This is a genomic window from Arthrobacter sp. JUb119, assembly GCF_024807995.1.
In the GTDB taxonomy this organism is placed as follows: domain Bacteria; phylum Actinomycetota; class Actinomycetes; order Actinomycetales; family Micrococcaceae; genus Glutamicibacter.
In genome coordinates this window covers 1-26,480 of the sequence record NZ_JANUFE010000007.1, presented here as the reverse complement: position 1 = coordinate 26,480, position 26,480 = coordinate 1, and the positions used below count along the sequence as shown (strand labels likewise).

26 protein-coding genes are annotated in these 26,480 nt (G+C 61.1%); 12 read left to right on the top strand and 14 right to left on the bottom strand.

Annotated features, from left to right (window positions below; genetic code table 11):
* The first annotated feature begins 111 nt into the window (after positions 1–111).
* The gene (locus tag M2368_RS16145) at positions 112–504 is read left to right on the top strand and encodes a MarR family winged helix-turn-helix transcriptional regulator (protein ID WP_332489108.1); all 393 of its coding nucleotides are present in this window, start codon (positions 112–114) and stop codon (positions 502–504) included.
* Positions 505–579: 75 nt separating this feature from the next.
* On the opposite strand, the gene M2368_RS16140 is transcribed toward M2368_RS16145, so the two are convergent.
* From M2368_RS16140 to M2368_RS16130, 3 genes are read right to left on the bottom strand one after another with little or no spacing between them, the layout of a single operon-like run.
* Positions 580–2,487: an SIP domain-containing protein gene (locus M2368_RS16140; protein WP_402734671.1), complete on the bottom strand. Its 1,908-nt coding sequence runs from the start codon at positions 2,485–2,487 to the stop codon at positions 580–582.
* A 3-nt stretch (positions 2,488–2,490) separates the two neighbouring features.
* On the bottom strand, positions 2,491–3,567 hold the full coding sequence (locus M2368_RS16135) for a FecCD family ABC transporter permease (RefSeq protein WP_332503828.1): 1,077 nt from the start codon (positions 3,565–3,567) through the stop codon (positions 2,491–2,493).
* A 26-nt stretch (positions 3,568–3,593) separates the two neighbouring features.
* Positions 3,594–4,643, bottom strand: a complete 1,050-nt coding sequence (locus M2368_RS16130) for a FecCD family ABC transporter permease (protein WP_498724719.1) — start codon at positions 4,641–4,643, stop codon at positions 3,594–3,596.
* A 20-nt stretch (positions 4,644–4,663) separates the two neighbouring features.
* On the opposite strand from M2368_RS16130, the gene M2368_RS16125 reads away from it, so the two are divergent.
* Complete coding sequence (locus M2368_RS16125) at positions 4,664–5,464, top strand: MBL fold metallo-hydrolase (protein ID WP_498724718.1); 801 nt, start codon at positions 4,664–4,666, stop codon at positions 5,462–5,464.
* A 6-nt stretch (positions 5,465–5,470) separates the two neighbouring features.
* Here M2368_RS16125 and M2368_RS16120 read toward each other — a convergent pair whose 3' ends face one another.
* From M2368_RS16120 to M2368_RS16110, 3 genes are all read right to left on the bottom strand, one after another.
* Positions 5,471–6,529 carry an ABC transporter substrate-binding protein gene (locus tag M2368_RS16120; RefSeq protein WP_498724717.1) on the bottom strand — a complete coding sequence of 353 codons (1,059 nt, stop codon included), beginning with the start codon at positions 6,527–6,529 and terminating at the stop codon, positions 5,471–5,473.
* 190 nt (positions 6,530–6,719) lie between these two features.
* Entirely contained in the window at positions 6,720–8,045 is a 1,326-nt protein-coding gene (locus tag M2368_RS16115; protein WP_388025229.1) for an FtsX-like permease family protein, read from the bottom strand.
* Positions 8,042–8,785 carry an ABC transporter ATP-binding protein gene (locus tag M2368_RS16110; RefSeq protein WP_388025231.1) on the bottom strand — a complete coding sequence of 248 codons (744 nt, stop codon included), beginning with the start codon at positions 8,783–8,785 and terminating at the stop codon, positions 8,042–8,044. The genes M2368_RS16115 and M2368_RS16110 overlap by 4 nt, the downstream gene beginning before the upstream one ends.
* Before the next feature lie 132 nt (positions 8,786–8,917).
* Between M2368_RS16110 and M2368_RS16105 the strand changes: the two genes are divergently transcribed.
* The gene (locus M2368_RS16105) at positions 8,918–9,178 is read left to right on the top strand and encodes a glutaredoxin family protein (protein ID WP_133834858.1); all 261 of its coding nucleotides are present in this window, start codon (positions 8,918–8,920) and stop codon (positions 9,176–9,178) included.
* Between the two features lie 64 nt (positions 9,179–9,242).
* Positions 9,243–9,887 carry a YqaJ viral recombinase family protein gene (locus M2368_RS16100; RefSeq protein WP_286134416.1) on the top strand — a complete coding sequence of 215 codons (645 nt, stop codon included), beginning with the start codon at positions 9,243–9,245 and terminating at the stop codon, positions 9,885–9,887.
* Between the two features lie 69 nt (positions 9,888–9,956).
* Here the strand turns inward: M2368_RS16100 and M2368_RS16095 are convergent, their stop codons facing one another.
* A complete protein-coding gene (locus M2368_RS16095; RefSeq protein ID WP_133834859.1) occupies positions 9,957–11,051 on the bottom strand; it encodes a mechanosensitive ion channel family protein in 1,095 nt (364 codons plus the stop codon).
* Positions 11,052–11,262: 211 nt separating this feature from the next.
* Between M2368_RS16095 and M2368_RS16090 the strand changes: the two genes are divergently transcribed.
* The 3 genes from M2368_RS16090 to M2368_RS16080 all read left to right on the top strand — a co-directional run bounded on the left by M2368_RS16090 (position 11,263) and on the right by M2368_RS16080 (position 14,418).
* The gene (locus tag M2368_RS16090) at positions 11,263–11,808 is read left to right on the top strand and encodes an AMIN-like domain-containing (lipo)protein (RefSeq protein WP_286172315.1); all 546 of its coding nucleotides are present in this window, start codon (positions 11,263–11,265) and stop codon (positions 11,806–11,808) included.
* 95 nt (positions 11,809–11,903) lie between these two features.
* Complete coding sequence (locus tag M2368_RS16085) at positions 11,904–12,902, top strand: PhzF family phenazine biosynthesis protein (protein ID WP_286134418.1); 999 nt, start codon at positions 11,904–11,906, stop codon at positions 12,900–12,902.
* Positions 12,903–12,963: 61 nt separating this feature from the next.
* Entirely contained in the window at positions 12,964–14,418 is a 1,455-nt protein-coding gene (locus tag M2368_RS16080; RefSeq protein WP_498724716.1) for a DHA2 family efflux MFS transporter permease subunit, read from the top strand.
* A 78-nt stretch (positions 14,419–14,496) separates the two neighbouring features.
* On the opposite strand, the gene M2368_RS16075 is transcribed toward M2368_RS16080, so the two are convergent.
* Together M2368_RS16075 and M2368_RS16070 are read right to left on the bottom strand one after the other, a co-directional pair.
* Positions 14,497–14,679, bottom strand: a complete 183-nt coding sequence (locus tag M2368_RS16075) for a hypothetical protein (protein WP_105662724.1) — start codon at positions 14,677–14,679, stop codon at positions 14,497–14,499.
* 104 nt (positions 14,680–14,783) lie between these two features.
* The gene (locus M2368_RS16070; RefSeq protein ID WP_105659096.1) at positions 14,784–15,215 is read right to left on the bottom strand and encodes a DoxX family membrane protein; all 432 of its coding nucleotides are present in this window, start codon (positions 15,213–15,215) and stop codon (positions 14,784–14,786) included.
* A 161-nt stretch (positions 15,216–15,376) separates the two neighbouring features.
* Here M2368_RS16070 and M2368_RS16065 point away from each other — a divergent pair, with 161 nt between their 5' ends.
* On the top strand, positions 15,377–16,066 hold the full coding sequence (locus tag M2368_RS16065) for a TetR/AcrR family transcriptional regulator (protein ID WP_332489113.1): 690 nt from the start codon (positions 15,377–15,379) through the stop codon (positions 16,064–16,066).
* A 102-nt stretch (positions 16,067–16,168) separates the two neighbouring features.
* A complete protein-coding gene (locus M2368_RS16060; RefSeq protein WP_498724715.1) occupies positions 16,169–17,401 on the top strand; it encodes an acyl-CoA dehydrogenase family protein in 1,233 nt (410 codons plus the stop codon).
* A gap of 70 nt (positions 17,402–17,471) precedes the next feature.
* Here M2368_RS16060 and hrpB read toward each other — a convergent pair whose 3' ends face one another.
* Both hrpB and M2368_RS16050 read right to left on the bottom strand, forming a co-directional pair.
* Entirely contained in the window at positions 17,472–20,030 is a 2,559-nt protein-coding gene (hrpB, locus tag M2368_RS16055; RefSeq protein ID WP_498724714.1) for an ATP-dependent helicase HrpB, read from the bottom strand.
* Positions 20,027–20,812, bottom strand: coding sequence for an alpha/beta fold hydrolase (locus M2368_RS16050; protein ID WP_498724713.1), 786 nt, complete (start codon positions 20,810–20,812; stop codon positions 20,027–20,029). The genes hrpB and M2368_RS16050 overlap by 4 nt, the downstream gene beginning before the upstream one ends.
* 150 nt (positions 20,813–20,962) lie before the next feature.
* On the opposite strand from M2368_RS16050, the gene M2368_RS16045 reads away from it, so the two are divergent.
* From M2368_RS16045 to M2368_RS16035, 3 genes are all read left to right on the top strand, one after another.
* A complete protein-coding gene (locus tag M2368_RS16045) occupies positions 20,963–21,124 on the top strand; it encodes a hypothetical protein (protein WP_166650864.1) in 162 nt (53 codons plus the stop codon).
* 296 nt (positions 21,125–21,420) lie between these two features.
* Positions 21,421–22,482 carry an L-glyceraldehyde 3-phosphate reductase gene (mgrA, locus tag M2368_RS16040; protein ID WP_402695756.1) on the top strand — a complete coding sequence of 354 codons (1,062 nt, stop codon included), beginning with the start codon at positions 21,421–21,423 and terminating at the stop codon, positions 22,480–22,482.
* 272 nt (positions 22,483–22,754) lie between these two features.
* Positions 22,755–24,137: an NAD-dependent succinate-semialdehyde dehydrogenase gene (locus tag M2368_RS16035; protein WP_105659101.1), complete on the top strand. Its 1,383-nt coding sequence runs from the start codon at positions 22,755–22,757 to the stop codon at positions 24,135–24,137.
* Between the two features lie 62 nt (positions 24,138–24,199).
* Here M2368_RS16035 and M2368_RS16030 read toward each other — a convergent pair whose 3' ends face one another.
* The 3 genes from M2368_RS16030 to M2368_RS16020 all read right to left on the bottom strand — a co-directional run.
* Entirely contained in the window at positions 24,200–25,183 is a 984-nt protein-coding gene (locus M2368_RS16030; protein WP_133834863.1) for an HTTM domain-containing protein, read from the bottom strand.
* A gap of 3 nt (positions 25,184–25,186) precedes the next feature.
* Positions 25,187–25,930, bottom strand: a complete 744-nt coding sequence (locus M2368_RS16025) for a DUF5819 family protein (protein ID WP_208294297.1) — start codon at positions 25,928–25,930, stop codon at positions 25,187–25,189.
* A 273-nt stretch (positions 25,931–26,203) separates the two neighbouring features.
* A partial coding sequence (locus tag M2368_RS16020; protein WP_402695755.1) for an LAVTG motif-containing sortase-dependent surface protein occupies positions 26,204–26,480 on the bottom strand: 277 nt, incomplete at its 5' end.

Here is a 26,480-nt window from a genome sequence, read left to right as displayed (position 1 = left end):
TCCCAGAAACACACTATCCTTGAACATATGCAGAACGAAGAGCCCAAGCCTGACTTGGCAGATCTTTTCCTCCACGCTTCACGCATGCTTCGCGGCAGATGGAGGGACAGCTTGACTCCCCTGGGCATCACTCCGCACCAATCGAGGGTGCTGACCTTGCTGTCCCGGGCCGATAAGATCGGGCTGCGCAACTCGCAGCTCGCAGAACAGCTGCACATCGCCGCGCGCTCGACCACCGAGGTAGTCGACCAGCTGGAAGCCAAGGAGCTTGTCGTGCGCACCCCCGATCCGGCCGATCGCCGCGCCACGTTGATTGCGCTCAGTGCCACGGGCCGCGCCCAGCTCGGCGAGCTCGCCGAACTGCGCCGTTCGAGCATGGACGGCTATTTCGACAAGCTCGGCGACGAGGACCGCGCCGAACTCACACGGCTGCTGGCAATCCTGGACCGCGAGAACCCGCGGCCGGTGCGCGGCGCTTGCAAGAACCCGGCGAAAGAGAACTAGCTGCCAGCTAGCGGATAGAACACGAGGCCCCGGCATATGCGTGCCGGGGCCTCGAGCGCTGGTTGCCGCTGCTGGCTAGTTCTCGGTCTTCCCGCGGCGCCAGTAGCCCATGAAGGCTACCTGCTTGCGGTCCACGCCGGCATCGCGCACCAGATAACGGCGCATTTCCTTGACCGTGCCGGCTTCACCGGCAATCCAGGCGTAGAACGGTGCGGAATTTTCCTGGCCCGTCTCCCACAGGATGTCCGCATCAACATCGATATCTTCCGGCTCGGCGTTGGTATGGACCACGCCGGCTGCTGGAATCGCGACTACCTGGCGCAAGGCCGACTGCAGCAATTCACCATGCTCATGGCTGCCACGGGTCAGCCACTGCACCGAGACACCGGAGCGGGTGGAGGCACCGAGAATATCCGTGGTCTCCGGGACCTCGATCAGCGCATGGCCGGTGACGTTGGAGGGCAAGGCTTCGAGGATGGCGCAAATCGCCGGGGCGGCGGTTTCGTCACCGGCCAGCACCACGCGGGTTGCCTCGCCGCGGCGGAACTCGATACCGCCGTAGCTGGAGTCGTTCAGCGTCTTGTTCGGGCCCAGCAGCAACAGCTGGTCGCCCACCTTGGCCCGGTCGCCGAACTCCGTAGCCGGCCCGCCCTGGAGCTGGCCGTCAACCATGTGCCCGTGCATCACGAAGTCGATATCCAGCTCGGCCGTGGCCCCGATATTGTCCCGGTGCCCGGCTTCGCGGAAGGCCCGCACGGTATAGGTGCGCATGTGGCCGCGGGTATCGGGATCAATCGACAACCAGCGCTTGTACCAGCCCTGCTGCTCGGCAGGACTGGTCATCGCCCCGGGGCGCATCGAGGCGATCTCGTCGGTCAGCGCAGTACCGCCAGCCGGTGGCAGCAAGAGCTTGATGCGCATATCCAGCGGGTGGCTGTTGGTGCCGAAGTACTCCAGGTCCTCGCCGCTGACGGTCACCCGGCGGAAGGATGGCGCGAGCTGCTGGCTATTGACCACAGTGGTGTCAAAGGCCAACGTCGGCACATGCTCATAGGCCGGGCGTTCCGATTGCGGATCAAGCGCGGCGGCTGCTTGGGCAGCTTGCTTCACATTTGCCGCCTGCTTCACCGCAGTTTTCTTCGCCGAAGCTTCGGTACGGAAAATGCCCTGGGAAGCCAGCACCTGCTCGGTGCGCAGCACCCGGTGGCGGCCAATGGGCAGCACCAGCGGAGTGCCGCCCACCGGGTCGGGGATCACGCGGCTGGGCATGCCGAAAACATCCTTGACGGTCTTTTCGGTGACCACATCGTTGGGATGGCCGGCAGCGTAGATCTTGCCGTGGCGCAGCGCCACCAGGTAGTCGGCGTAGCGGGCGGCCAGGTTCAAATCGTGCAGCACGATCACGACGGTGATCCCGCGGCTGCGGTTCAGCTCGCTGACCACATCCAGGACTTCGAGCTGGTGCGCCACGTCCAGGAAGGTGGTCGGCTCGTCGAGCAGCAGCAGGTCGGTCTCCTGCGCCAGGGCCATGGCGATCCAGACGCGCTGGCGCTGACCGCCGGAGAGCTCGTCCACCGAGCGGTCGGCCAGCTCGGTGGTGCCGGTCAGCTCCATGGCGCGATTAACCGCTGCCTCGTCCTCGGCAGAGAAGCGCTTGAACAGGCCCTGGTGCGGGTAGCGGCCGCGGCTGATCAGCTCGCGGGCGGTGATGCCGTCCGGAGCGGTGGGCGATTGCGGCAGCAAGCCCAGGGTCTTGGCGACTTCCTTGGCCGGCTTGGAGTGGATGTCCGCGCCGTCCAGGAGCACCTGGCCCCCGGCTGGCTTGAGCAACCGCGACAGTGCGCGCAGCAGGGTGGACTTGCCGCAACCGTTGGCCCCGACGACGATGCTCACCTGCCCGGCAGGGATATCCAGCGACAGCTCGTCGACGATGGTGACCTTGTCATAGGCCAGGGTCAGATCGCTTGCCTGCAAAGTGGCCATGGGTTATGCCCCGCTTCCAGTTGAGTTTGCGCGCACCAGAATCCAAATCAGGAAGGGTGCACCGAATGCGCCGGTGATAACGCCCACCGGCAGCGAAAGATCCGCGAACAGGTTCGCGGCAAAGAAATTGGCAACAGTCACCAGCGTTGCCCCGGTCAGGCCGGAAAGCAGGATGTTGATCGGGCCGCGGGTCAGCGCGGCAGTAATCGGGCCGGCCAGGAAGGCAACGAACGCCATCGGCCCGGTGACCGCAATCGGCAAGGCGCCCATGGCCACCGCAACAAAGACCAAGATCGCCCGGGCCCAGCCCACGTGCAGCCCCAGGGCCGCCGCGGTGTCCTCGCCCAGCTCCAGCATTTTCAGTTGGCGAAGCACCAGGGGCAGCAACAGGATGCCGATGGCGCCAAGGGACGCCAAAAGCAGCAGCGCATTTTCCCAGTTGCTCGAGGCCAGTGAACCCGTCAGCCAGTGCATCACATCACTGGCCGTATTCACCTGCGCCTGGGTCAGCAGGTACTGGATCAGCGCCTGGAGCATCGCGCCGATGGCCAGGCCCGCCAGGATCAGCCGGGGACCGGTCCGCTTGCCCGAGGCCGAGAGCCAGTAGATCAATGCAGCGACCAGCAGCCCGCCGGCCAGTGCGAAGGCGTTGAGCTTCCAGTCGGCATAGCCAAGGGTGATCATCGCGAAAACCGCGGCCGCCGATGCGCCGTAGCCCACGCCGATCACGTCGGGACTGGCCAGCGGGTTGCCCAGCCAGCGCTGGAACAAGGCACCGGAAATGCCCAGGCCGGCACCGGCCAGGGCACCCACCGCGATGCGCGGCAGGCGGTCGGACATGATGATGAAACTGGTGCCCGGCACCTTTTCACCGCTGAGAACCTGGAAGACTTCGGCAGCTGGAAGGCGGTCCCGCCCCCAGAACAGGTAGGCCGCCACGGCGAGCACCAGGGCCAGGGCCATCCACAAGGCGGTGCGGCGCACCCGGGATCTGCGGCGGGCTGCCAGCGCCGGTGCGGCTTTCGAGGCCGGGGCCGTCGCCGGTCCGGCCGTTTCCGTGGTGCTGCGGGGCTGGGTCATGTTCGCTGCTGTCATTTCGCTCGTGCTCACAGGCTCACCGACTTCATGCCGCTGCGCATCATGATGATGAAGATCGGTCCACCCAGCATGGCGCACATGACGCCTACCTGGATCTCGCTGGGCGGGGCGATGATTCGTCCCACCGTATCAGCCAGCAAGAGCAGGATCGGCCCGGCAATCAGGCTCGCTGGCATCAGCCAGCGGTAGTCGGAACCGACCAGCAAGCGCACGGCATGCGGGATCATCAGGCCGACGAAGGCGATGGGCCCGGCCACGGCGGTGGCGGTGCCAGCGAGAATGACCACCCCGATGGAGCCGATCAGCCGGGCGCGGTTCAAGTTGAAGCCCAAGGCGATCGCGGTGTCATCGCCCATGGACACGGCATTGGATACCTTGGCGGTGGACAGCACGATCAGTGCGCCGGCGGCCACCACGGGAATGGCCCCGAGGAAGGTGTCGATGCCGCTGCTGGATAACGTGCCGATCTGCCACATGCGGAAACGGTCCATGGTGGCATCGGAAATCATCAGGACCGCATTGGTAATCGCGCCCACGCCCACAGCCATGGCGGCACCGCCCAGCGCAAGCTTAATGGGCGTGGCGCCTTCACGGCCCACGTTGGCCACGAGATAAACCAGGGCCATCACCCCAGCAGCGCCGAGGAAGGCGGCCACCATGATTCCGGCCAGGGAGCTGACGCCCAGGAAGGCGATCGCCAGCACCACGGCCATGGAGGATCCGGCGTTCAAGCCCAGGATCCCGGTATCGGCCAGCGGGTTGCGGGTCAGGCCCTGCAGTCCGGCGCCTGCCAAACCCAGGGCAGCGCCAACCACGATGGCTCCGATGGTGCGGGCGAAGCGGGACGCGACCACGCCCTGGTCGCCATTGGACGGGTCGAAATTCCAGATGGCATCGATCACGATGCCCATCGAGACGTTTCGCGCACCCAGCAGCAGCGAAGCGAACAGCGCCAGCCCGAGCAACAGGGCAAGGAGCAGCAAGGCGCCGAGCTTCCGGCCGGCTTTTGGCGACTTGGCCCCCGGTGCTTGGCGCGTAATACTTTCAGTCGCGGTCATTGGTTCCTACACTCATTGCTATGGCTCTTCTTCCCTTGCCCACTATTATCGCTCCAGGCATCGGCCTGCTTCGCGCGCAGAACCCTTCTGAAATGACGTTGGACGGGACTAATTCCTATCTGCTGTTCGACCCTGCTGTGGACGAACTTGTTCCTGGAACTCCGGTCGTCCTGATTGATCCGGGCCCTGAGCTCGAGGACCATCTGCAGGCCTTGGCGGCCTTCGACATCCAGCTGGTGCTCATTACCCATCGGCATGCCGATCACACGGGAGGCATCGATGCGCTCTACCGGATGACCGGTGCGCCGGTGCGTGCCATGCTGGAGCAGTACTGCCGGGATGCCCCGGTCTTCACCGATGGCGAAACGATCAGCGCCGCCGGTGCCAGCATCCAGGTGGTCTTCACCCCTGGCCACACCTCGGACTCGGTGTGCTTCATCCGCCAGGGCGGGGCTGCCCACTTGTTCACCGGGGATACGGTGCTGGGCCGGGGCACCACCATCTTGGAACACCCGGACGGCACATTGGCCGACTACCTGGATTCCCTGCAGCGGCTGCTCGCGCTGCCCGATATGGCTTTGCATCCGGCGCACGGCGAGCAGCATGATTCCTCGCATCCGCTGCTGCAGATGTACATCAAGCATCGGCATGCGCGGCTGGACCAGGTGCGTGCGGCTTTGCAGAAACTCGGCAAGGCCGGGGTCCACACGCAGCCAGCTGAATTGCTGGAGCATGTCTACCCCGACCTCGATGCGCGCTTGGTGGGCGCAGCTACCCATTCCCTGGAAGCCCAATTGCACTATCTGTCAGTGAATCCCTAGCCGGAGCTACTTCGCGGCAGCTGCGTTTTCAGCAGCCTTGACGATGCCTGGAACTACGTTATCCAGTGCCCATTCGATGGACAGCGGCGAAGCCGCGGAGATCGCCAGTGTTGCTTCATCGGTGCCTGGCAGCGCCACGGCATCGTTCTTCGCGGCAGGGATCTGGCCGTAGAGCGGCTGGCCCTTGACGACATCTTCCATGGTGTTGCCCGCAACAGCCGAAGCGAAGACGATGTCCGAATCCCACTCGTTGACCTTTTCCGGGGAGACAGTGAAGAAGAAGGTGTCCTTGGCGGCGTTCTTCTGCACGTACTCGGCCTGGGTCATGCCCAGTGCGCTCAGGAAGCGCGGGCGGGTGTCGCCTTCGGAGTAGATGTAGGCGGTATCCGGCGCCGAGAGGTCAGCTGCGATGAAGGTGGTGTCCTTCAGCGCTGGATTGTCTTCGCCGACCTTGGCCAGCTTGCCTTCGATCTCTTCGATCAGGGCGTCGGCTTCTTCTTCCTTGCCCAGCATTTGGCCGGCAACTTCGGTGACCTGTTCCCAGCTGGTCAGGTAGTTAGGCTCGATGGGGCCAACGACCGGAGCGATTTCCTGCAGCTTCTCGTACTGCTCCTTCTTCAACCCCGAGTATGGAGCGAAGATGACCTGGGGCTTGCTGGCGGCGATGCCGGTGTAGTCGATGTCATCGCCCACCTTGTACTGCACGGGCGCCTTCTCGGAGCCGATGGAAGCGCCCTGCTCTTCCAGAGCGGCATCCTTCCATGCGGTGGAGTTGTTCTCGTTCATGCCGTAGGTGTCGGTGTCCATGCCGACCGGCACGGTATCCAGAGCCAGCAGGGTATCTGCGTTGACCCACGAGATGGTCGCAACGCGTTCCGGGACTTTTTCGATCGTGGTTTCACCATAGATGTTCTCGATGGTGACCGGAGTGAAGTCTTCTGCGGCCTTGGCTGAAGTGGCAGCCGACGGATCCGCTGAGTTGCTCGACGCGCCGCAGGCGGTCAGGCCCAAGGCGAGGATGGCAGTTGAAGCGGCGAAAATTCCGGCGCGACGTGAATTTTTCATGGGTCGGTGATTCCAGACTATGCGAGGTTCTGTCAACGTTTTGTTTAGCTAGGTTAGGCATGCCTATCCGGGCCGTATGCCACGATACGCGTTTCTCTGCGCATTACGCAACACGAAACGTCCCTAATCACCGGCCCTGAAGTGACCCTAACCAAATCGGGCGGTTTTTTCGGTGGGCTGACCAGAGACTTTATTCTCTAGTTGCTAGCAGCTTCCGCGGATCAGCCACCAAAATTGCTCCCCGCACCAGCAGCAAGCCGAGTAACACGGAGACAATTACCGTGATGACCGTCAGCGGCTTGAGCAGGATGGCGGCCCCGGCCAGGGGCAGCACGAGCACCGTGGAGGCGATGGCGAAACCGATCGAGGCAGCCAGCGCCGGGATCATGATCGACTTGGTGCGCGCGGCGTTCATCGTTTCGTAGGGCATGCCCAACCGGTTCAGCCCGCGATACAGCTCAGCGCGATCCAGGGTACTGGCGCTTTGGGAGATCGCCGCCGAAGCGGCCACGCAGATGAAGCTGATCGCCAAGGTCACCAGCACGCCGGTGGTGACATCGGCGGGCACATGCTCCAGCCAGGTGCCCTGATCGAGTTCGCTTCCGGTCAGCTCCATCAAGGCGGCCCCGCTGCCGCCCACCACCGCGACGAACGAAGCCATGGCAACCCCGGATACCTGGCGCCAGGATTCGGCAGGGCTTTCCAGGATCATGCGGGCTGCCAGCAGCTCTTGCGGAGTTCTGGCCTTGCGCAGCTTGGCCTTGCCCACCTTCGCCACCAGATACGGGCCGACCAGGTTCATCACCAGCAAGCCGAAGCCGAAACCGCCAACCACCACTGCGATGATCGCGGCGATGGACTGCACGAACTGGCCCATGTTGGAGAACACCATGTACAGCACCAGAATGCCGGCAAGGGTGATCACCGCGCGCAGCCAGCTGGGGGTGGGCACCGTGCTGCGGGTTGCCACCGCCAACGGGGTGATCACCAATTTGCGCAAGCCGGCAGCTGCACTGCCTGCCGAGAGGAGCACGACAGCGACTACTGCTATCGCCAGCACCCACAGCGGCAAATAGATGGCCGAACCGATCGGCGCACCTTGGAACGGAATCAGCGAGGCCACTGGTGCGGCCAGGAGGTAGAGCACGATTCCGGCGAGTGCGCCGGCCAACGCCGTGCCGGCGGCTTGCAGCACGGCCACGAGGCCGATCTGCGCCCCGGTTGCGCCGAGCAAGCGCAAGGACGACAGGGCGCGGTCATTGGACCGCGCGGAGAGCCGGGCAGCGGCCGATCCCAGCACCAGCAATGGGACTACCAGAAGCACCACGGCGAAGGCTGCCAATGGCAGGTACATCCCCTGGGCCGCGGATTCGAAACTGGTAAAGGAGTAGGCGCCTCCCAGCACGATCAGCAGGATCGCGCTGACCATGGCGTAGGCGCTGGCGGTCAGGATCAGTGGTGCCAGCCGGGACTTCGCCGGCCGGCCAAGCATCCATGACAGGTGCAGGATATTCACTTCTGGGCACCGCCATCCACGGTGGCCGATGGGCGCAGGCTGTCGCTGATCAGCTGGCCGTCCTGCAGCTGCACTACACGGTCGCAGCGCGCGGCGACATTGGGATCATGGGTCACCATCACCAGGGATTTTCCGGCACCGACGGTGCATTGCAGCAAGATCTCCAGCACTTCGAAGCCCGTGGTTGAATCCAGCGCGCCGGTAGGTTCATCGGCAAAGACCACCATCGCCCCGGTGACCTGCGCGCGGGCAATGGCTACTCGTTGCTGCTGCCCGCCGGAGAGCTGGCCGATGCGGCGTTGCTCCATTCCTGCCAGGCCCAGTTCCGCCAGGGCCGCCCCGGCACTGGAAATGGCGGCGTTGCGTGGCACGCCGTTGATCATCAAGGCCATGGCCACATTCTCTTCGGCAGTGAGCTCGGGAATCAGCAGTCCGGATTGGAAGACGAAGCCGAAGGATTCACGGCGCAGCCTGGTGCGCGCCTTGTCCTTGAGCCCCTGGATATCCACCGGTGCACGGCCCGGGAAGTTCAGCATGATGCTGCCGGCGTCGGGAAGTTCAATACCGGCCAGTGCGTGCAGCAGCGTGGATTTTCCGGAACCCGAGGGGCCCATGATGGCAAGGGACTGGCCCAGTGAAATCTGCAGATCGACGCCGTTCAGTGCAGTGGTGGAACCGAAGCTGCGGTAGAGTCCGTGAGCGGCGAGTACGGGAGGATGGCCAAGGGAATTTTCAAGCATGACCCAATGTTTTCAACAAATGCCACCCGCGCACATCAGCGCAGGGTTCCAAGTAGCCTCCGGCCAGGCTCATCCCCCGGTAGGAGCAGCCGGCAGCTGGTTCACGACGACAGCAGGAGCAGTAGGCAACAGATGAAGCTGGAACTGTATACGCAACCATTCTGCGCACCGTGCGTGCGCACGCGGCTGGCTGTCGCCCGCGTGCAGGAACTGCTGCCCGCGTTGGAGGTCGAAGAGATCAATGTCGTGGAGCAGGTGGAGCGCGGCGAGGAAATGGGAATCACCAGCACCCCGGTCATTCGGCTATTGCAGGAAGGCACGGAGAAATTCCGTGCCAGCCAGACACCGACTATCAATCAGCTGTTGACCGCTATCGCTGAAGCCAGCGACTAGTCTCACGCCAGCTCGAAGCCCAAGGTGCACGGTTCTTGCCCATTCATGGGGAAGAATAGGTCAAGTGATTACTGTGCCCGGCGTCCAACATGAATGCTTCGAACGTGTTCTAGCCGACTCTTCCAACCGCATTGAGTGGCTCCGCGCACGGGCCCAGGGCATCACCGCAACGGACGTGGCCAAGTTGTCCACCGAGAAGTCCATCAAGAACGCCGCATGGGACAAGCTCTACGGCAATGGCTTCTCCGGCAATCCCTACACCGATCACGGGCGCAAGCGCGAACCGGTCATCGCTGCCTGGGTCCAAGAGAATTTCAATATTTTCCCCTCCTCCCAGCTCTTCCACTCGCAGCATTCAAGGCTCCATCTGGCGACTCCCGATGGCTTGGGTTTCGATGCATCGGGAGTTCCGGTTTTGGCTGAAATCAAGACCACCAACAAGCCCTTCAAGAAGATCCCCAAGAGCTACCTGCGCCAGGTGCTCTGGCAGCAGCATGTGATCGGGGCCGAACGCACGTTGTTCGTTTGGGAAGAGCACGATAATTTCGTGCCGGTGCGCGCGGTTCCCGAATACCTTTGGGTGGAACGTGACGATGACTTGATCCAGGATCTCATCGGCAAGGCCGAGTCGCTCATCTCGGCATTGCGCGAAGCGACGGCCCGCCAGGAGCGCTACAACGACTACGGACCCGCTGCGTTGCGGCTCTAGGTCCCCGGAAACGGCAAAGGCCGCTGATCCCAGTTCACAGTACTGGGATCAGCGGCTTCCGTTATGCCGCTAGACCGGGTTGCTTGGAATCATCCGGGGATCCGGCAGGCAATCAGGGTAGTTTTCCACCAGCTCGGCCAGCAGCTTCTCCCGAAGCATATTGCGCAGGTTCCACAGGTCCCCGGCGTTGCGCGCGGATAAATAAATGGTCACTGTTTGCAAGCCGTTTTGCGCGTCGGTCACGAGCAGCTCATTGTCCCGGCCATCCCACCAGTCGGAGGCTTCAAGCAGTTCGCTGCTGCGCTGGCGCAGGTAGGAAATCGGCGCATTGAGCTTCAGCTGCAGTGCTACGTTTCCGGAGATCTCCGTGCTGCGCCGCGACCAGTTCTCAAATGGCGTCGTGGTGAAGTAGGTCGATGGCAGGATCATCCGGCGCCCGTCGATCAGGTGCACCACGACGTAGGAGAGGGTGATCTCCTCTACCGTGCCGCGTTCCCCCTCGACTACCACTGTGTCGTCCACGCGAATCGAGTCGGTAAAGGCCACTTGCAAACCGGCAAATACGTTCGCCAACGTTGACTGCACGGCCAGGCCAACGACCACCGAAGCCAGGCCAGCCGAGGCCAACAGGCCGGCGCCCAGCGCCCTGACTTGCTCGATCGTCAGCAGCACCGCGGCGATTGCAATGATGCAGAGCACCGCAACCAGTACCCGTCGCATCAGGCCGACCTGCGTCTGGACCTTGGCCAGCCTGCGCCCTGGACCGAATCTCGCCTCGAAGCGTGCCATCATGCCGGTCTCAATCACGCGCACCAGCTTGATGATGAACCAGGTGAGGAAGAAGACCAGAATGATCAGGATGGCGAACTGCCAGGGGTTGTACCAAGTGCGTTCTCGATAGAAGACTGCGAAGGCCGACTTGGCAATAATCGAGGTAACCAGGCCGAAGAACGGGAATCTGGTGGCTTTCACGTCGGCTTCGTCCACGCCGATCCGGCGCAGCACGCGGCGGGCAACGCCGCTGAAAACAAACGCCAGGATTGCGGCTACGAGCGCACCGATGAGCAGGACAACCCAAAATTGCAACGATTCGGGGAGGAAGCTTGAGGCTGTAATGACTTCCTCGACGGTTTCGCCGATGGGTTCAACGGGGGTAGGTGACATGTTTAAAGCATGTCATATGGCGCTAAATAAATGCTGTGTGGAACCTGCCTTCCGCCCTACGGCCCGGGAGTTCTCCGGCTCCATTGCAGAAGCGTCTCAGAGTGGTTCCAATTCTTTTCTGCCCTTGCGCTTGCCGCATTCCAGGCCTTTAGTTGATTCACTGGCAGTCCGCTCTGCCTGCGGGCGCAAACCAAGAGAGACGGTGATCCATATGCGCAACGGAAAAATTGGAATCGTTCTAGGCACGGTGGCGGCAGCCTTGCTCGTGGTGACGCCCGCTTCCGCGGCGGCCCCCGCTCCGGCCGCCCTCGCGTCTGCTTCCTGCCCAACGGTTTATTGGGGATCCTTGGCCAAAACCAGCTCCTTGTCCACGCATTCCGCAGTGGAAAATCTTCGGACCGGACGGCACCTGTGCTTTGACCGGCTGGTCATCGATCTCGCAGGACCAGCTGCCAGCCATTCAGCCAGGTATGTCAGCGAACTGACCGGAATCGGTTCCGGCCTGCAGGTGGACACCACTGGCGGTGCCAACCTGGAAATCCTGGTGCAGGCCCCGGCAACCGAGGATTTCAACCCGGGCGCCGAAGTGAAGAATCTGGGCTACACGACGTTCCGCCAATTGGTGTGGCTGGGCAGCTTTGAAGGCCAAACCAAAGTGGGGCTCTCGACCAGGGCACGGCTGCCCATGCGCGTGTTCGCACTGCCTGGACCTGGCGACGGTTCACGCTTGGTCATCGATGTTGCGCACCATTGGTAAAGAAGGTTCATTTCCTTGATGCGTTCGCAACTTTTTGCGTGACGTACCACGTAACACCGGGTCAACCTGCTGATTAATGTGCCACCATGCTAAGTATGTCGCGCACATTCTCTTATCAGCAGGTTGATGTCTTTGCACCCACTGCTTTCAACGGCAATGGCCTGGGAGTCGTGTTCAATGCCGACAGCCTGAGCGATGACCAGATGCAGCACTTTGCGCAGTGGATGAATCTTGCGGAAACTGTATTCTTCGTCGAGCCCACTGATGAGGAAGCGGACTACGCCATTCGCATTTTCACCCCGAGCACCGAGCTGCCCTTTGCTGGCCATCCGACGCTGGGCGCGGCTCATGCTTGGCTGGAGTCCGGTGGCGAGGCTGGTCCCGCAGGCCATCTGATCCAGCAATGCGGTGCCGGACTGATTCCGGTGCGTGTGGAACGGGAAAGCAGCGACCGCCACTCGCGGCGCTTGGCCTTCCTCGCACCCCCGCTGACCAGGTCGGGCCCTTTGGAACCAGATGTCCTGCAATGGGCGATTGCCGGGCTGGGCATTCGCGAAGAAGACGTGGTGGACCACCAGTGGCTGGTCAACGGTCCGCATCCTGCGGGCCTGGTGCTGCGTGACGCCGATATCGTGCTGGGCATCGAACCTGACTATGAGGCGCTGCAGGGATTGGAAGTAGGCGTCATCGGCCCCTACACCGCAGCCAGCGTTTCGCAGAGCGTGTGGCAACCGCGCGGATCGGTCATGCCGCGCGTTTCCGGTACCCGCGAAGAGCTGCGTCCGCTGGACTTCTCTGATTTTGAGCGTTCCGAAGAGCGCTTCCGCAATGTGGTGCTGCAGCCTCCGGCGGACTATGAGGTCCGTGCCTTCATTCCCGGCGAGGCTGTTCCGGAAGACCCTGCCACCGGTTCGCTGAATGCTGCGTTCGGCATCTGGCTGACGCAGACCGGTTATGCACCCCAGCGCTATACCGTGCGCCAGGGCACGCGTTTGGGCCGCGAAGCGATCTTGCATATTGAAGCTACCGAAAAAGGCGTCTGGGTCAGTGGCGATGTCGCCACCCGCATCTCGGGCGATGTGAGTTTCGACTGATTTCCTATGCATAGTTTCGCTATCCGTTCCGCACAGGGCTGATAGGGACTAGCCTTGACCAGTGCCTGAAACTGCGAATCCCGAAACACACTTCGACAAGAAAGCCGCCTGGCGTGCCCTCTGGGCACTGGTCATCGGCTTCTTCATGATCCTGCTGGACACCACGATCGTGTCCACCGCAATGCCCTCCATCATGACGTCGCTGGACGCCGATATCTCCAACATCTTGTGGGTCAACAGCGCGTACCTGCTCACCTTCGCGGTGCCGCTGCTGGTCACCGGGCGCCTCGGTGACCGCTTCGGTCCGCGCAATATCTACCTCATCGGCATGGTGGTCTTCTCGCTGGCCTCGCTGTGGTGCGGCTTGTCCGATTCCCTCGGCTCGCTGGTGGCGGCGCGCGCCGTCCAGGGCCTTGGCGCTTCGATGATTTCCCCTCAGGCGATGACGCTCATTACCCGCCTCTTCCCTTATCAGCACCGCGGTGCAGCCATGGGCCTATGGGGTGCAGTGGCGGGCATCGCTTCGCTGATCGGTCCGATTGCCGGCGGTCTGCTGGTGGACTCCATCGGCTGGGAATGGATCTTCTTCATCAACTTGCCCATCGCGGTAGTCAGCTTGACCATGGTCTTCAAATTCGTGCCAGCCCTTGAATCCCAAGCGCATTCCTTCGACTGGTTCGGCGTCATCCTTTCGGCGTTGGCCATGTTCTGCTTGGTCTTCGGCATCCAGGAAGGCGATGCCACCAATTGGGAACCATTCATTGGCCCGCTGAATTCGTGGCATCTGATTATCATCGGCGCGGTGCTGATGGGAGCCTTCATCTGGTGGCAGTCCAAGACCACGTCTGAACCGCTGGTTCCGCTGCGATTGTTCAAGGTCCGCAATTTCTCCTTGGCCAATGTCGCGATCACCTTCATGGGCCTGACCATCGCGACCATCGCCTTGCCGATGGTGTTCTTCTTGCAGAATGTCCGAGGCCTGACTCCCACCGAATCCGCGTTGATGATTTCTCCGATGGCTTTCGTGGCGATCTTCCTCGCGCCGCAGCTGGGAAAGAAGGTCAATCAGCTCAGCCCGCGGATCTTGGCCGTGCCCGGGTTCTTCCTGTTTGGCGGTGCCACGGTGGTCTACGCCTTCATGATGCACGCCGATATCCCGCTGTGGATGCTGCTGATTCCTTCAGCGGTTCAAGGCATCGGTTCAGCCATGATCTGGCCATCGCTGTCGCTGGCAGCCACCAAGGACTTGACCGCGCGTGATGCGGGTGCCGGTTCAGGGATTTACAACACCACCCGGCAAATCGGTTCAGTGCTTGGTTCTGCGCTGATCGCGGTGATGATGGATGCCCGCATTTCGGCACAGATCGCGCAGGCAGATTCCAAGGATCCTGCGGTGATCATGGAAGCCACGTCTGTTGGCCTGGGACAGGCACTGATGCTGCCGGGCTTCATCGGCGTGGCTGCTGTGCTCGTTGTAGCGTTCCTCAGCGATGGCAAGAAGGCGCAGCGCCACTAGCCAGAGGCAGCTCTTAACGGAGCCAGCGCCTGGTCCGGGACTCGAAAGTCGCTGGATCAGGCGCTGGCTTCGTGGTCGCTAGACCTTGTCTTCAGGTTCTTCGTTGCTATCGCCGTTCTTGAATTCATCGACCTTCTCGCCGATTTTTTCTTGGGCGTCCGCTGCGAAGTTCTTCACGTTCTCGGTAGCGTCGCCTGCGAAGTCCTTCGCGTTTTCGACTGCCTCGCCCAGCTTCTTCTTTGCATCATCTAAGAAACCCATTGGTTCTCCTCTTAGCTTGTAGTTCAAATGTGGCCGCTGAAAACCGCAGTCTCCAAGATCAACTTACGGCGTGCCGAGTGTTTTGCTCAAGCGATTCCGTCCGCTTATTTTGCTTTCTTGATCTTCTTGGCGCCCTTGCGACCAAGAATCAATGCCACAGCGATACCTGCGAGCCATACGTCCTTGGCCAGGGCGGTGCCATCCGCGGTTGGGCGGATGCCGTCGGATTCTGTCATGCCCGGAGTGCGCAGGTAGGAAGCCAGCAGCACACCGGAGAATGCGCCCAGGCCCAAGCCGGCCAGCCGCGATGGGATCAGCGGCAGCAGCAAGGCGCTACCCAGCGAGATCTCGCCGATGGATACGGCCTTGCCGAAAACTGCCGGTTCCAGCTCGGCCAGCTGAGGCACGCCGTTGGCTGCCATCTGCTGCAGGCCTGCGGCGCTGGCTTCATCGATGCGCAACTTGTTGATGCCGCTGTTGAGAATGAACGCACCACTGACCAAACGTAGCGCGGCGTTTGCAATCGAGATTCCCATGGGCCCTCACTTCTCTTTCATTTCGTCCAAGAATGGCGTTCCGGCATGGAACGCCCTGATGTTCAGCGTAGTCATGGGCGCAGTAGTTCACAATCATTTGCGCGGCGCGCATAGCTGAACCCAAGAATTTCCCAGCTTGAATCGTGCTAAATTCGTGAATCATGATCGCTTCTTCCGCAGTACCCCCAGCAGCCCTTGATCTACTCATTACCCAGGGCTTCGATGCCACCAGCGTCGACGAGCTGGCAGCTGCCGCTGGCATTTCCCGTTCCACTTTCTTCCGCCGTTTCGGGTCGAAAGAGAATATGGTCTTCGCCGACCAGGAAATGATCATTACACACGTCGAGACCACGCTGGCCGCCTCGTCGGTTGATGCAATCACTACGCTCATCGATGCCGCGCATGTGGTTTTCGACCAGTACACGGTCAACCCAGAAGGCGCCCAGCTGCGCCACAAGCTGCTCTCCTCGGTGCCGTCGCTGCGAGAGCGCGAGCTGGTCTCCACTCACCGCTATGAACGGGCGTTTTACGGGTTCCTGAACCGTCGCGATTTGGCAAAGAGCGCCACGGAGAAATCGCTGTGCCTGGGCGTTAGCGCTGGCCTGGTTGCGATCCACAACGATCATTTGCGCAGCTGGCTGAAAGACGCGCATAGCACGGACCGCACCAAGCTGGCGAACGATGTGCGCCAGTTCCTGAACCGCTTCGCAGATCTGCTCGACCCCGGACAGGCAGCGGCCGCCCCCAAGCCTGCGGCCCCCAGCGTGGTGGTTTCCGTGCTGGATGCCGGCGCCGATGAGCAGGCGATTCTCCAGGCCGTCTCCCGCGCGCTCAAAGAGCACGGAAACTAATCGATTCCACCCAACTCTTGAAACCAAGTTTCTTGACATGGCACTGCGTTCCACTAGTCTAGGAGTGAAGCTTTTTCACCGTAGCTATTAGGAGCATCTGAAATGTCCCAGCTGGAGACCGGTTTTGAATTTCCCGCCGGCGTTGTCGAACCCGAATACGACCTGTGGTCCGGAGACGTCAATATCGATCCGACCGGAATCTTCGCCGAAGTAGGCGAAGCGGACAACGCGTGGCGAGCCAAGGCCCGCGCATTCATCCTCGACGAGGTCAAGGACGACATCCACGAGTACTGGGACAAGGCCGACTACCCGCTGCATCTGCTCAAGAAGCTTGGCGATGCGGATCTGCTGCGCGATGGCCTGAACCTGGAAGGCTACGAGGAAATGAGCCCGCTGGCTGCAGGCTTGGTCAACATGGAAATGGCCCGTGGCGACGGTTCGGTCTCCACCATTGTTGGCGTCCAGGGCGGTCTGGCTCTGCGCTCCGTGCTGTACTGCGGCAATGCCCAGCAGCTCAAGAAGTACGCCATCCCCATGCTGCGCGGCGAACTTCCAGGCGCCTTCGCGCTGACTGAACCAACTCATGGTTCCGACTCGGTTTCGCTGGAAACCCGTGCCGCCAAGGTCGAGGGCGGATACCGCCTGAGCGGTGAAAAGAAATGGATCGGCAACGGCTCGGTCGGCGGCGTGAGCATCGTTTGGGCCCGCGACGACGAAGGCAAGGTCCGCGGATTCATCGTGCACCAGGATGCCGAAGGCTACAAGGCCACCACCATCGAAAACAAGCTCTCCCTGCGCGCTATCTGGCAGGCGCATATCCGCATGGAGAACGTCTTCGTTCCGGACCACGATGTGATGCCCGAAGCCAAGAGCTTCAAGGACACCTCGCGCGTCCTGTTCGCCACCCGGCTGGGTGTCGCCTGGTCTGCCGTGGGCCACGCGACCGCTTGCTACGAGTCGGCCGTGAGCTACGCCAAGCAGCGCGTGCAGTTCGGGCGTCCGCTGGCCGCCAGCCAGATCGTCCAGGAGCGCCTGGCCCGCATGCAGTCCGAACTGGCTACTATCCAGGTTCTGGTCATGCAGGCGACCAAGCGCGAAACTTCCGGTGAGCTGACCGGCCCGCAGGCGTCGCTGGCCAAGTACACCGCTACCCGCACCGCACGCGCCATCGCAGCGAACGCCCGCGACCTGCTCGGCGGCAACGGCATCCTGACCAGCAACCGCGTGGCCCGCCATTTCGCCGATGTGGAAGCAATCCACACCTATGAAGGCACCGAAACCGTGCAGGCCTTGATCATGGGCCGCGACATCACCGGCTTCTCAGCGTTCGCCTAGAACCTGGGCGCCGGAAAGCACGCCGGGACCTGGCTCGTTCTTCCGGGCCTCGGCCCCGGCGTGCTTTTGCCTACTGCCGGCCCAATCGGTTCTTGGTCTTTGCCGTTGCCACGTGGTCCCATGGATTCTCCGGCCAAGGATGCTTCGGGTAGCGCCCGCGCATTTCAGAACGCACCTGGGCGTAGGGCCCATTGAAGAAGCTAACCAGGTCATCGGTCACCGCCAGCGGCCTGCCACCGGGTGAAAGCAAGTGGAACTGGACGGCAAGCTTGCCCTTGACCAGCCGCGGCGACTCATCGAGCCCGAAGCATTCTTGCAATTTCACGGCGACGACCGCTGGACCGGTTTCACCGACCTCGGGATAGGCCACGGAAATCCTTGATCCCGAAGGCACCTGGAGCCGTTCGGGCACCAGCGAATCAAAATCATGGGCATGCTCCCACGGCAGCAAGGTCCGCAATGCCGAATACAGGTCAACCTTGGCCGCGTTCTTGCCGGCGGCTACCTGCCGCAAGACCGGCTGCAGCCAGTTGCCCGCCGAGGCAATCAGGGCCTGGTCATCCACCGCGGCAAAGGGTTCGCCCAGCAGGCGATGGGCCACGGCCATTCGCCGGCGCAAGGCATCAAACTTTTCATGGGTGCCGAAGAAGGCTATCCCCTGCGTAGCTATGGCGCTGGCAACAGCCTGCATGCCCAGCTCTGCGGTGGCCTTGACCGGATGGGCCGCCAGCTCGATCTCGCCAAAGCTCTCGATCTGGCGAGCGGTGATCCTGCCGTCAACCAGCTCCGCCACTTCGCGCTTCTGGTGCATCTGCGGCAACAGGTCGACGGCAGTGCCAAGTTCGATGCCAACGGCCCGTCGGATCACCGCCTTGGATCCGGCACGGGAAACTTCGGCGACCGCAAGAAATTCCTCATGCATCAGCTGGCTGCCGCGTGGCAAGGTTGCCCGGGTCCCCGAAGCCAACAGGTATTCCTCCGGGCCGACCTTGCGCGCAATCCATTGCGGGTACGCCAAAGCGCACACGCCTGCCAGGGCCGCAGCTGCCGGTGCAGGCTGCCGCCCGGTGCGGTTTTCCGCAGTGCCCAGGAGCTTTTCCAGGCGCTGCGCTTCATGCTTCCAGGCACGGTGCGCCGGATGCGAACTCCGGCGCACCGCGGCAAGCAATTCATTCAGGTCCGCGCTGGCAATGCGTTCCGAGCTGGCCAGCAATGCGACAGCATCCGAGGCAGCCCGGGTGCCGAAAATCCGGCTGCCTTCGAGCAACGCGCGGGCGGCACGCGGGTCTGCTGGAACCTTCATCATCTGCTCGCCCAGGGCGGTGATCTGCCCGGTGCCGTCAACCGCGTCCAGGCTGCGCAGGATCTGCTCATCGCTGGCCATGGCGCTAGCCGGCGGCGCTTCCCACATGGCCAGCCCCTCGCCACGCGGGGTCCCCCATGCCGCGAGCGACAAGCCGGCGGCGACCAGGTCGCCGGTGCGGATTTCCGGTGTGGAGTGCGCCGGGGCGGCGGCAAAGGACTTGGGGTCCAAGGTCCGCACCACCTTGCCCGGCCCGAGTCGTCCTGCCCGGCCCGCCCGCTGGGTGGCCGCGGAACGGCTGGCCACCACGGTCATCAACCCCGAGAAACCACGCGAGCTGTCTCGGCGCGGCTCGCGGGCGTAGCCGGCGTCCACCACCAGATGAACGCGCGGCACGGTCACCGACGATTCGGCAATGGAGGTGGAGACGATGATCCGCGGGGCGCTGCCAGCCTCCGGCTCACTGAGGATCCGGTCTTGTTCCTTGGAAGAGATCTGCGAGTGCAAGGCCAGGACTTGCACTCCGGAGGCAGAAATCTGCGAGCAGACGCGGTCGACTTCCCGTACCCCGGGGACGAACACCAAGGTGTCCACCGGGGTTGCGCTTGCTGCGTTGGCTGCCGCGCTGTGGCGTACCGCGACGGCGGCAACGTGGCGCAGGTAGTCATCGTTCAGCCCGCGTTCGGTGTTCCGGATTCCGGCGAAGCTGTCGAAAGCTTCTTGCACGGCAAACTGCGCGGTGTGGGCGCTGAGCACTGGAGCGGCCTGGCCACGGGCCAGCAGCGCCGAGAGTTCCCCGGCGTGCAAGGTGGCACTCATCAGGATCAGCGACAGGTCATCACGCAATTCGCTGACCTGGTTGGCCATCGCCAGCAACAAATCCGTATCGATCGACCGCTCGTGGACCTCATCAATGATCACCGCGCTCACACCGGCAAGATCCGGATCGGCCAGCAACCTGCGCAGCATCAGGCCTGCGGTCACGAATTCCACGCGGGTCTGCGCCGAAGCTTGCCGTTCCCCGCGCACGGCGAAGCCAACACGCTGGCCCAGAACCGATCCATCAAGCTGGGCGAGGCGACGGGCAGCAGCCCGGGCAGCGACACGGCGTGGCTGGGTCACGATGATCTTGCCAGCCAGTCCTGCCTGGTCCAGGGCGTTGGCTACCGTGGGTGGAACTATCGTCGTCTTGCCGGATCCCGGTGGCGCTTGGATCACCAACGGCTGGGCAGGATCAGCCGCCAAGGATTCTTGGAGTTCCTCCCTGCTGGGACCGAAAGCCAGCCCTGAAGCAATCCTGTTCAGGTCGAAGCGGGCCGAACTCATGCTTGGCGTCCAGCCCAGAAGGACTCGATGGCCTTGACCACAGGCTCAATCGGGAACAGGGTGCTGCCGTGGGTTCGCCCCGGCAAGGCCACCATGCGCGCATTGGGCAAGGTGCGGACCATGATCTTGTTCTGGTCGAAGCGCGGCTGGTCCCGGGTGCCGATCAGCAGCAAGGTCGGGATTCTGATCTTGCCCAGCTCGGACAGGTTGATGTTCTGCAGGGTCTCGGCGGCCTCGTAGTAGGCAGCCAGGGCCAGCGGGTCGTTGGACTTGAAGGCCATGCGGGTTGCTGGATCCAGGCGTCCATTCTTTTCTTGCCCGGTGACGAATCCTTCGATGTCGCCATTGCGCAGGACCTCGAGGTAGCCGGGGAAGAAGAGCTTCCCGATTTCGCCGGGGGTAATTTCGTAGGTGCCGCCGAGCATGATCAGCGAGATCACCTGCTCTGGGTGGTGCATGGCCATGTGCAGCCCGGTGCGTGCGCCAAAAGAGTAGCCGACAATGTGAATACGTCCGATGCCCAGGTGATCCATCACCGCGCGGATATCGCTGGCCACCTTGTCCATGGTGTAGTCGGCTACGTCATGGGATTTGGCTGACTTGCCATGCCCGCGCAGGTCCATGCGGATGGTGCGGTGCCCCTGGCCCAACGCCTTGGTGTAGCCGAGTCCTCTCCAGATGGACCGGGACAGGGCGGAGCCATGGAGGAAGAGAATCGGCTCCCCGGCAGCCCCGTCATCGTCAAAGAAGATTTCGGAACCATCTGCGGGATTATTGATCATCGGCATGCCTTCGATTAAATCCTGTATTGACGGTGAAGGCGAAATCTGTGTTTGCCGCCGCCCTCGACATCCGCGGCTAATAGGTGAACACTGAAGACACAGGGTCCAGCCATCCGCAGGGGGTGGCCCACGGAAGTTGGGAGGAAGATCATGCCTGAACAATCAGCTGCTGGGCAGCCCGGTGGCGCTGAAGAGGAAAAGCTGCGGCTGGCCGCAGAAGAAAAGAAGCGCCATGACGAGCACGATGAAGCTCTCGTCGAAGAGTGGGAAGACGAGTCATTCCCGGCTTCGGATCCGCCTTCGAATTATTAGCAAAAGCCTTTTCCCAAGAGACCGCACACCTCGCATTCAGCTACTTTCAAGTTTCAGCTCCTAGTGTGGTTATTACCTTCTCAAGGTGCGAGTGATCTAGATGAACCGATCCGCACAGGCGTTACCTCCTTGGCCTGGCGGGTCGGTTCTTCATTTAATCCCAATCCACGAAACCATTACGCACACAGCGGATCCACCTTTGCGCTATTTATTTAGTTCAGGCTCTGGCCTATTGTGGAAACTGACGTCAAATCGATTTCCGCTCGCCAGCGCTTGACCTGGCAGAAAGGTGCCTCGTGGAATACGAACGCCTCCCGTCCATCCCGGAACTGCACCGTCCCTACACTGCTGCCGCAGACCGCTATGCGCACTTCGGCTACCGCCGCGTTGGCGACTCCGGCCTGCGCCTGCCCCCGCTGTCCCTGGGACTGTGGTGGAATTTCGGCGATAACCGTCCATTCGATTCCCAGCGCGAGATCCTGCGCCACGCTTTCGATAACGGCATCAACCACTTCGATCTGGCCAACAACTATGGTCCTCCGGCAGGTTCAGCCGAAGAGAACTTCGGCCGCATGATGGAAAAGGACTTCAAGCCCTACCGCAACGAGCTGGTCATCTCCTCCAAGGCCGGCTACGACATGTGGCCAGGCCCGCACGGCACCTTCGGCTCGCGCAAGTACCTGCTGGCCTCCTGCGAAGCCTCGCTGAAGAAGATGAATCTGGACTACGTGGACATCTTCTATTCGCACCGTTTCGATCCGAAGACTCCTCTGGAAGAAACCATCGGCGCTTTGGATACCCTGGTTCGCCAGGGCAAGGCCACCTACGTGGGCATCTCCTCGTACTCGGCAGAACGCACCGCCGAGGCTGCCGCTATCGCCAAGGACCTGGGAACCCCGCTGGTAATCCATCAGCCTTCCTACAACATCCTGAACCCGTGGGTAGAGCACGGCCTGCTGCAAACCCTGGAAAAGGAACGCATGGGCACCATTGCTTTCACCCCGCTGGCCCAGGGCCTGCTCACCGATAAGTACCTGGAAACCACTGATGTGGTCCGCCAAGGCGGACGCCGTTCGCTCGAAGCCCAGCTGACCGATCAGAACCTGGCCAAGGTCCGCAGCCTGAACGAGGTTGCGCAGACGCGCGGGCAGTCGCTGGCGCAGATGGCCCTGGCCTGGTTGCTGCGCGATGGCGCGGCAACCTCGGTATTGATCGGCGCCTCGTCCACCAAGCAGCTCGACGAGAACTTGGGCGCGCTGGACAACCTTGAGTTCTCCGACGCGGAATTGGCCCAGATTGCCAAGATCGCCCAGGGCGATGCCGGAATCGACTGGTGGCGTTCTTCCGCTATCGGCTAGTAATCCACTGATCACACAGGTAATACCTGTGTTCTTGAGCCGCGGTTTCCGAGACAAGTCTTGGAAACCGCGGCTTTTTCATTCGCTTCCGTCTGCAACTTCCACTCAAGCCAAATACCTGCTGTTCCTTGGTGGCTGAATGTTGTTTCTGCGGATAAGCTCGGAGTAGACGCAATATGAAGTGAATTACATTCATTTATTGCGTGGAGTCCGCTAGCGTTAGATCCACACGGCTTACGCTGACCACTTTTGTGCATACGACAGGAGCATTGATGAGCGCCCCAACCTACAAGGTCTTGAACCCGGCAACCGGTGAAGTCGTCGAGGAATTCGCCGCGGCCACCGATGAGCAAGTCGAACAGGCGCTGGCTGCCGCGCAGAGCGCCTACGAATCATGGCAGGACGTTGACATCAACGAACGCGCCAAGATTGTTTCCAAGGTAGGCACGCTCTTCGCCGAGCGCGCAGCAGAACTCGGCAGGATCATGACCACCGAAATGGGCAAGCCATTGTCCGAGGCCGTGGGCGAAGCTGAATTCTGCCAGGAGATCTTCGAGTACTTCGCCACCGAGGGACCAGCCTTGGCAGCGGACCAGGAGATCAAGTCCTTCTCCGGCGGCAAGGCCGTCGTTCAGAAGCGCCCGGTTGGCCCGCTGCTGGGCATCATGCCGTGGAACTTCCCGCTGTACCAGGTAGCGCGCTTCGCGGCACCTAACCTGATGCTGGGCAACACCATCATCTTGAAGCATGCCGAGTCCTGCCCGCGTTCAGCACTGGCCATCCAGGAAATCATGGATGAGGCTGGAGTACCGGCCGGCGTCTACAACAACCTCTTCGCCACCCACGACCAGATCTCCACCATCATCGCCGATTCCAGGATCCAGGGTGTTTCCTTGACCGGCTCGGAGCGCGCTGGCGCCATTATCGGCGAGCAGGCCGGCCGCAACCTGAAGAAGGCCGTACTGGAGCTGGGCGGCTCGGATCCATTTGTTGTCCTGGACTCCGATGACGTACCGGGCATCGTGGATACCGCTTGGGGCTACCGCATCGACAACACCGGCCAGGCCTGCAACTCGAACAAGCGCATGATCGTCATGGAAGACATCTATGACGAGTTCGTTTCCGAACTGACCAAGCGTGCCGAAGGCCTGCAGCCTGGCGACCCGATGGCGGAAGCCGAAGGCACCTTCGCTCCGCTGTCCTCCCGCAAGGCGGCAGAGTCCCTGCACGAGCAGGTCCAGGACGCCGTGGCCAAGGGCGCTACCCTGCACGCCGGCGGCGTGCTGCACGACGGCCCTTCGGCCTACTACTCCCCTGCGGTGCTCACCGGCATCACCAAGGAGATGCGTGCCTACTACGAGGAGCTCTTCGGCCCGGTAGCAGTGGTCTACAAGGTATCCAGCGACGAGGAAGCCACTGAGCTGGCCAACGACACCATTTACGGCTTGGGCGGTTCGGTGCACTCCACCGACGTCGAGCGTGCCTCCAGGGTGGCTCAGAAGCTGCAGTCCGGCATGACCAACGTGAATGCAGCCAGCGCAGAGGGTGCAGAAATGCCGTTTGGCGGCGTGAAGCGTTCGGGCTTCGGCCGCGAGCTTGGCCCGCTGGGCATGGACGAATTCGTGAACAAGCGCCTGTTCTACGTAGGCGAATAATTCTTTAAACGATATGGGGTAGCTGAACCAAAAGTTCAGCTACCCCATATTTTTGTGTTTAGCTATCGTCCAGCTGCAACCAGTTCCTTTTCTTCGAAAAGTTCGTCTTCGATCGAGCGCCTTCGAAGAATCTTTCTGTTCACGAATCCAGCGATCGCCGCCCATTCCTTATTGGAAATGAAGAGCAAGTCCAAAGCGATCATGACCAACGAGAACTGCCAGAGACCTGCCAGTAGAAGCGCGATGCCCATGTGCATAGTGAATAGGACCGCCACAGCCCATGGACGCAGCTTGCGCCACAGAATGAAAATGATGAAACCGCCCTGGGCAATCAGAGTCATCCACGATGATATTTTGATGAACAAACTGGACTGCCAAATCAGCTCGTTGAGTCCTGGGTAGATCTGATAAGACTCCAAATTCAAGGCATAGTAGAAGCCCGTTCCATCAAGCCAGTTATCCCCGATGACTTTCAGATAGCTGGAGATAACGTAGACAATGACGATCTGCGCCATGCACAGCAGAAGCACGATATTGTGGACCGCGTTCCATGCTGGCTTGTTCTTGCGATTGACGGTCTTTCCCTTACGTCGCCGCAACCAAGAATCCACTGAGAAATGCTCGTTGAGGTTGGCGAAAACAAGGAAGAGCAAGGTAATTCGCGTTAGCGTATCCCCGCCGTTGGTGAGATATGGGTTGTTGGACTGCAACGCAACGAGGAACAGCAGGAACAACGGCGTGATGTACTTAGTCTTCCAGCCAGCGATGAAGATCAGCACGATGGCTATGAAAGCCATGTACCCAAGGCTGAAGAGCAATTCGTCGCTCTTGGTAAGAATCGTGTCAAAGGTCCAGTAGCCGCGCCGTTTGGCTTCCGGATCAACCCACCAGGAGGCTGGCCCCCAAAGTATGGAACGGTCTTCCATGCTTGGCAGCAAGACGGTGAGCATACCGATGCCGTAAATAATACGCAGCAACGAGAAGCTGATCAGAGAGTGTTTAGATTCGAGAAGCCAGTTACCGAATTTATCAATAAGAGATGTCATTTCCTATCGACCTTCCTGGCGGTCAATCATGTTCTCCAAATGCTCCACGGCATGTTCGTACGGGCTGGCATCAGCCGCACGCCATCCGAAGGTTCGCACGCTCGTTTCGAATTGCGCGTCGTCCATGAAGCGGTGGTTGAAGTCGTTATTTCGATCTCCGACGATGCGCCATTGCACATCACGTGCTTTCTTCCCGGTATAGGCTTCAGAGTAAACCGTGGCGTAGCGAACAAGCATGTAATCCATACGTACAAAGCTCACTACACGTGATGAGTTTTTTTCTTCACCCTGGATGGCTTTGACGACTTCACTGTCGGTCATGACATCGCGTTTCTTACCGTCAACAGAGACAAAGTTCTTCCGTGCAGTTTCCCGCTGATCGGACTTCAGCTTGTTGAATCGTGAGAGGTAAACACTGGTGGTGTTTTGAGAAAGTTTTTGAATCCGGGAGGGGGCCAAGCTGCCTTTATTCAGTAGTCGCTCTACTTCGGTAACGGGAATCCATTCCGATTCTGTGATTTTCCCGTCGTCGTCATATGCCCGGGAGCGAACCTCCAAGTAGGAGTCGCGCTTCTGAATATTGGGAGCAAAAACATTCCATTTCTGACTGAAGAACGGCGATAATTCGCGCTTCACTGGATTAGATGCTTCCACTGCCATGGATACTGCTACTGCGCTATAACCAAGGACCATTACCAACGCAACAATTACGGCTATCAGCCTTCGCGTGTGACCTTTTTTGGTCATCCTTACCTCTCGAATGTCAGGGCGTCATTCCGCTTGCCGTCATTGCCCAAATTTTCTATCGACATCGGTCTCTGCTGAACACTTTGCCGGGCATTCAGCCAGCTACTGAAATCTTCTGTATCGATTACTCGCCTATTTAAGAGAACTATATTCCAACAGAACAAGGTTCAGATGCGCAGCCACATCTAAGTCATGTGCCAAATAAAAAGTCTTGAGCTGGGCAGCTAATATCAGCTGCCCAGCTCAAGATTTATGGTGCTACTTTACGATAGCTTAGGCCTTCTTACGACGGAGCACGGTTACGGCTCCACCTGCGAGGACCAGCAGCAAGGCGATTCCGCCGATTACCAGTGGAGCGTTTGCGCCGGTGTCGGCCAACTTGTCCTTCTTGGAATCGTTCTTAGAATCGTTCTTGCCCGAATCGTTGCTGTCGTTATCGCCAGCATCGGTAGCGTCAGCATCGGTAGCGTCAGCATCGGTAGCGTCAGCATCGGTAGCGTCAGCATCGGTAGCGTCAGCATCGGTAGCGTCAGCATCGGTAGCGTCAGCA

Bases quoted from the DNA above. Each gene is read 5' to 3' on its own strand.
- M2368_RS16140 (WP_402734671.1), bottom strand. From the start codon at position 2,487: ATGGCCACTTTGCAGGCAAGCGATCTGACCCTGGCCTATGACAAGGTC.
- M2368_RS16135 (WP_332503828.1), bottom strand. From the start codon at position 3,567: ATGACCCAGCCCCGCAGCACCACGGAAACGGCCGGACCGGCGACGGCC.
- M2368_RS16130 (WP_498724719.1), bottom strand. From the start codon at position 4,643: ATGACCGCGACTGAAAGTATTACGCGCCAAGCACCGGGGGCCAAGTCG.
- M2368_RS16125 (WP_498724718.1), top strand. From the start codon at position 4,664: ATGGCTCTTCTTCCCTTGCCCACTATTATCGCTCCAGGCATCGGCCTG.
- M2368_RS16120 (WP_498724717.1), bottom strand. From the start codon at position 6,529: ATGAAAAATTCACGTCGCGCCGGAATTTTCGCCGCTTCAACTGCCATC.
- M2368_RS16110 (WP_388025231.1), bottom strand. From the start codon at position 8,785: ATGCTTGAAAATTCCCTTGGCCATCCTCCCGTACTCGCCGCTCACGGA.
- M2368_RS16105 (WP_133834858.1), top strand. From the start codon at position 8,918: ATGAAGCTGGAACTGTATACGCAACCATTCTGCGCACCGTGCGTGCGC.
- M2368_RS16095 (WP_133834859.1), bottom strand. From the start codon at position 11,051: ATGTCACCTACCCCCGTTGAACCCATCGGCGAAACCGTCGAGGAAGTC.
- M2368_RS16090 (WP_286172315.1), top strand. From the start codon at position 11,263: ATGCGCAACGGAAAAATTGGAATCGTTCTAGGCACGGTGGCGGCAGCC.
- M2368_RS16085 (WP_286134418.1), top strand. From the start codon at position 11,904: ATGTCGCGCACATTCTCTTATCAGCAGGTTGATGTCTTTGCACCCACT.
- M2368_RS16075 (WP_105662724.1), bottom strand. From the start codon at position 14,679: ATGGGTTTCTTAGATGATGCAAAGAAGAAGCTGGGCGAGGCAGTCGAA.
- M2368_RS16070 (WP_105659096.1), bottom strand. From the start codon at position 15,215: ATGGGAATCTCGATTGCAAACGCCGCGCTACGTTTGGTCAGTGGTGCG.
- M2368_RS16065 (WP_332489113.1), top strand. From the start codon at position 15,377: ATGATCGCTTCTTCCGCAGTACCCCCAGCAGCCCTTGATCTACTCATT.
- M2368_RS16060 (WP_498724715.1), top strand. From the start codon at position 16,169: ATGTCCCAGCTGGAGACCGGTTTTGAATTTCCCGCCGGCGTTGTCGAA.
- hrpB (WP_498724714.1), bottom strand. From the start codon at position 20,030: ATGAGTTCGGCCCGCTTCGACCTGAACAGGATTGCTTCAGGGCTGGCT.
- M2368_RS16050 (WP_498724713.1), bottom strand. From the start codon at position 20,812: ATGATCAATAATCCCGCAGATGGTTCCGAAATCTTCTTTGACGATGAC.
- M2368_RS16045 (WP_166650864.1), top strand. From the start codon at position 20,963: ATGCCTGAACAATCAGCTGCTGGGCAGCCCGGTGGCGCTGAAGAGGAA.
- M2368_RS16035 (WP_105659101.1), top strand. From the start codon at position 22,755: ATGAGCGCCCCAACCTACAAGGTCTTGAACCCGGCAACCGGTGAAGTC.
- M2368_RS16030 (WP_133834863.1), bottom strand. From the start codon at position 25,183: ATGACATCTCTTATTGATAAATTCGGTAACTGGCTTCTCGAATCTAAA.
- M2368_RS16025 (WP_208294297.1), bottom strand. From the start codon at position 25,930: ATGACCAAAAAAGGTCACACGCGAAGGCTGATAGCCGTAATTGTTGCG.